The 5102-nt window shown below is 48.3% G+C and carries 4 protein-coding genes; all 4 read left to right on the top strand.

Annotated features, from left to right (window positions below):
• Positions 1 to 216 precede the first annotated feature (216 nt).
• Positions 217 to 435, top strand: a complete 219-nt coding sequence (locus IQ270_RS28005) for a hypothetical protein (protein WP_193976400.1) — start codon at positions 217 to 219, stop codon at positions 433 to 435.
• A 143-nt stretch (positions 436 to 578) separates the two neighbouring features.
• Positions 579 to 2039, top strand: a complete 1461-nt coding sequence (locus IQ270_RS28000; RefSeq protein ID WP_193976399.1) for a DUF4912 domain-containing protein — start codon at positions 579 to 581, stop codon at positions 2037 to 2039.
• 606 nt (positions 2040 to 2645) lie between these two features.
• Entirely contained in the window at positions 2646 to 3962 is a 1317-nt protein-coding gene (locus tag IQ270_RS27995) for an ABC transporter substrate-binding protein (protein ID WP_193976398.1), read from the top strand.
• Between the two features lie 326 nt (positions 3963 to 4288).
• Positions 4289 to 5102 (top strand): carbohydrate ABC transporter permease (locus tag IQ270_RS27990; protein WP_193976401.1); only part of this gene is annotated, 814 nt, incomplete at its 3' end.

Raw genomic sequence — 5102 nt, 5'->3', positions numbered from 1 at the left:
CCCCTCACCCACCAAACCCTCCAAACCCATCACCAGCCCCGTCCCAGAATATGTCATTAAACCCTAACATTTGCTCCCACACCGATCCCTCAAGGCTCAAATATGTCAGAATTTCCTGACATATTGATCCCCAAAATCACGAAAATGCGTATAAGTACCCATGATTGGGGCAAAAGACCCCTTGACCAGACCGGGAATTGTCTGCAACATTAAGTCATGACAAAGCGATCCCAAAGAAATGCTTCGATTGAGCAACTTTGGGAGTCAGATAGCGCGTGTGCTGCCGGCACAGCGTTGCTAGCAGCACCGATCGCCCTCGCAAAATCGATCTTGTCAATCAAGAATCGACAGATAAAGCTTTATTTAGATCGGACGGTGCGCGCCGAAGCCAAAAAGTCACAAATCCCGATCGCAATTGGGGAAAAGACAAGCTAAACAAAAGCAAGGCTTCAAAGGTTGGAGAGATGCCGAAGCTCGAGCATATTTGCACTGAAAAGAGTTTCAAACTCAACAAGTCAACACATTTGTGTTGAAACCAAAAATCTAACCCGCCATCCAAATTAGTGGAGAACAAACTCATGGCAAAAGAACGCCCACCATTAGAAGAGATGACTTTGCGACAACTCCGCAGAGTTGCTAGCGAATGTGGAGTCTCTCGCTACAGCCGGATGCGGAAATCCCAACTCCTGGCATCAATTCAAGAAATTCAGCGCAACAAGTTTTCATACAGTCCATCTCGCAAACTAGAGGCACAAGAAGCAGTGGAAGCAGCAAAGTTTGAACTGGGTCAAGAAGACAGAACAGGCGGTTCTCTGGCGTCTGTGGATGAAGGTTTAGCAGATTTACCCAACGGCTACGGCGAAAGTCGGGTGGTTTTGATGCCCCGCGATCCAGAATGGGCTTACACCTACTGGGATATCCCCAACGATCGCAAACAAGAACTGCGCCGCCTCGGAGGACAGCAACTCGCCCTGCGGATCTACGACGTTACAGATGTTAACCTCGACATCCAAAGCCCGCACAGCATTCAAGAATATCCCTGCGACGAACTGGCGCGCGAATGGTACGTGCCAATCCCCGTGAGCGATCGGGACTACACGATCGACATCGGCTACCGCTGTGCAGACGGACGCTGGCTGATATTGGCGCGATCGGCCCAAGTCCGCGTCCCGCCCATCTATCCCAGCGACTGGATCGAAGACCAATTCATCACCCTCGACTGGGAAGAAGACTTGTCAGGTAAAACCTTCGCCGAACTCGTTCCCCCCAGCAAAAAAATGGCACAAACAGCCAACGGTGCCAGCGTCGGTTACAGCACCGGTAACGGCCTTTACGAACAAATATTCGGCATGGCAGAATCGTCAGAATCCATGCGCGTAGCTGGTTCGATGTTTGGTTCCATGCAGCACGTCGCCGGTTCAGTCCAGCAATCAGGCATCCACGAACAAGCTTTGAGTTCCTACGTGTTCCCCTCCGGCGTCGGAATGTGGGCTGCTCCCGCCATGTCCGGGCTCACCATGTCGGGTGTCGGTATGTCCGGTGTCGGTATGTCCGGGCTCACCATGTCGGGTGTCGGTATGTCCGGTGTCGGTATGTCCGGGCTCACCATGTCGGGTATGGGTATGTCCGGTGTCGGTATGTCCGGGCTCACCATGTCGGGTATGGGTATGTCCGGTGTCGGTATGTCCGGGCTCACCATGTCGGGTATGGGTATGTCCGGTGTCGGTATGTCGGGAGCCGGCTTCGCCGCCCCGATGCGCCCCCGCCAGTTCTGGTTAGTTGCTGACGCCGAACTGATCGTCTACGGCGCCACCGAGCCAAACGCCACCGTCTACGTAGGCGGACAGCCGATTAAACTCAATGCTGACGGCACTTTCCGCTTCCAAATGTCTTTCCAAGACGGCTTAATCGACTATCCGATTTTTGCAGTAGCAGCCGACGGCGAACAAAACCGTGCTATCCACATGAAATTCGAGCGCGAAACCCCAGAAAGGGGCGGCAATACCAAGGAAGATGCTGTGGTGGAATGGTTGGGCTAACGGTAACAGTCGATCGCGAGCCAGACTCGGGTGCACCTTTGTGCCAATTTTTTAACCATCACAAGGCCTACCGTCACCCGATCGCCATTTGTTAGGGTTAATCCCAGACAACAACCCATAACACCCCCTATACACCGTTCTCCTGTTTTGAGGAGCGGTGTTTTTTGTATTTAGAAGGAAGATTTGACAGTTGACAGTTGACAGTTGACAGTTGACAGTTGACAGTTGACAGTTGACAGTTGACAGTTGACAGTTCACTGAGGGAATAAGGAACAAGTATTATTTATTTGTACGGTGCGTGAGGGCGAGAAATCTTTAAATCCACACTTCGAGACTATGACTCACGCACCGCCCCAACGATTGAATCATCTCAATGCTAGCGTCAACGATATTAGACACTCATCTCGATATCTGCCTGTAGATAGATGTCGGCTTAACTTGCGTTCAAACTCGGTACCTCAAAATTTCTAACTTTAACTCAACAATTATTAAGTAAGCTAAAGTTTACTTAAATTTTTATTGCACAAAGTCACTAAATCCCGTAAAAGCTAAAAAAGCGAGTTATCAGAGAAATAAGGCGATCGCACAGGCACTTCTGACAAGCAAATGCAAAAAATAAATTTCCCACCCCGGCGAAGGCAGAAGCATCCCCGTCTTTTAGGCTTATGTACCGTCACATTAGCAGCCGTCTTGCTGTCATTTATTCAGCCCGCACTGACTCAACAGCCAGTCACGCTAACCATGTTAATGCAAGGTCAAGACATTGCTAACTGGAAACCCTTTATCAAAGAATTTGAACAGAAAAACCGCGATATTCGCATCAACCTCATAGAAGGGCCATTTGACACAAACCTCGTAGAAAATCTTTACACATCTGCCTTTCTTTTAGGCGACTCGCCCTACGACATCATCAACATGGATATTGTCTGGGTTCCCAAATTTGCCGCCGCAGGTTGGGTAAGAGATTTGACAGACAGAATTTCCCCCGAACAACTATCAAAATTTATTCAAGGAAACGTCGAAGGCGGGCAGTATCGAGGCAGACTTTATCGAATTCCCCACGCTTCCGATGCCGGAATGCTTTACTACCGGAAAGACATTTTAGAACAAGCGGGAATTCCAGCACCTAAAACCTTTGAAGAGATGGCAAAAATCTCTCAAAACTTGCAGAAACAGGGAAAAGTAACTTGGGGTTATTTGTGGCAAGGCAAACAATACGAGGGAGTATCCGCGATGTTTGTCGAAGTGCTCTCCGGTTTCGGCGGCTTCTGGGCTAACCCTCAAACTTTTGAAGTTGGGTTAGATAAACCGGAGGCAATTAAAGCCGTAGAATTTCTGAAAAATACGATCGCCTCTGGCATTTCTCCACCAGGTGTCACCACCTACGGCGAAGAAGAAACCCGACTGTTGTTTCAAAACGGCAAAGCGCTGTTTTTGCGAAATTGGCCCTATGTTTGGAAACTAGCAAATGCCCAGGGATCGAAAGTTAAAGGCAAAATTGCGATCGAGCCAATGCTCAGCAGTACCGGAAAAACAGGCGGTTCCTGCTTGGGTGGCTGGGGCTGGGGAATATCCAAAACCTCAAAACATCCAGAACAAGCCTGGAAAGCAATTAAATACCTTACCAGCGAAGAAACCCAGCGCAAATTTATTTTAGAAACCGGTTTAATTCCCAGTTACAAATCCCTATTTACCAACAAAGCAATAGTCGCCAAATATCCCCACTATCCGCAACTCCTAAAAGTAGTGGAAAAGCCAGCTTTGCGCCCGCCCATAGCACAATACGCTCAAGCTTCTGATATTTTGCAACGCTATTTGAGTTCAGCTTTTACCGGGAGAATGAGTTCAGAAGAAGCAATGAAAGCAGCGGCTAGCGAAACTCGCAATTTATTAGGCAGTTTGAAACCCCCCAAAGCTTCGTAAAACAGACATTTTGCCTCTGTTATCAGCAGGCAAAATGCCTGTTTTACAAACAGTAGTTTTTTTATTGTGGGGTGGGCATCTTGCCCGCCCGAACGCAAGATGCCTGTTCCACAAAAAGTTAGAAACAGGCAAGATGCCTGTTCCACAAAAAGTTAGAAACAGGCAAGATGCCTGTTCCACAAAAAGTTAGAAACAGGCAAGATGCCTGTTCCACAAAAAGTTAGAAACAGGCAAGATGCCTGTTCCACAAAGAGTAAATATTTTGAGTGTGGGGAGTAGGGGGTGGGCACGCGAGCCCGCCCAAAAATAAATTAAAGATGAGAAATATGCAATTAGACAAAATGCGACAGCGCGAACAACAAACCGGATGGATATTGGTAGCACCAGCTTTAATAATTTTGGCGCTAGTATTTGCTTACCCAATATTGCGCGCTTTTTGGCTAAGTTTATTCACCCAAAACCTCGGTACTGAATTAAAACTGGTTTTTTCCGGTTTTGCGAACTACAGTCGAATGTTAGGCGACGGGCGTTTCTGGCAAACTTTAGGCAACACCGCAATATTTACAGTTGCCTCTGTTGTACTGGAATTAATTCTCGGCATGGGCATTGCCTTAGTTTTGAATCAATCTTTCACAGGGCGCGGAATTGTCCGCACAATTTCCCTGCTGCCTTGGGCGCTACCGACTGCATTGATGGGTGTAGCTTGGGCGTGGATTTTTAACGACCAATACGGCGTAATTAATGACATTTTGCTCCGCTTGGGATTGATTAACAACAGCATTAGCTGGCTGGGAGATCCGACTTTGGCAATGATGGCAGTTATTTCAGCGGATGTGTGGAAAACTACGCCCTTTGTCAGCCTGCTTTTGCTAGCAGGATTGCAATCGATTTCCGGTGATTTGTATGAAGCCCACGCCATTGACGGCGCGAGTAGTTGGCAGAGTTTCCGTCAAATTACCTTGCCCCTGCTGATGCCCCAAATTGTGATTGCTTTGCTGTTTCGATTTGCCCAAGCTTTCGGCATTTTTGACTTGATTCAGGTGATGACGGGAGGGGGGCCGGCGGGGGCAACGGAGACGGTTTCTATCTACATTTACAGCACGGTAATGAGGTATTTAGACTTTGGGTACGGGGCGGCTT

Origin of the sequence: Microcoleus sp. LEGE 07076 (genome assembly GCF_015207455.1) — a bacterium.
In the GTDB taxonomy this organism is placed as follows: domain Bacteria; phylum Cyanobacteriota; class Cyanobacteriia; order Cyanobacteriales; family Microcoleaceae; genus Microcoleus.
The sequence above is the reverse complement of the archived record's forward strand: the minus strand, read 5'-3'. Positions and strand labels throughout refer to the sequence as shown.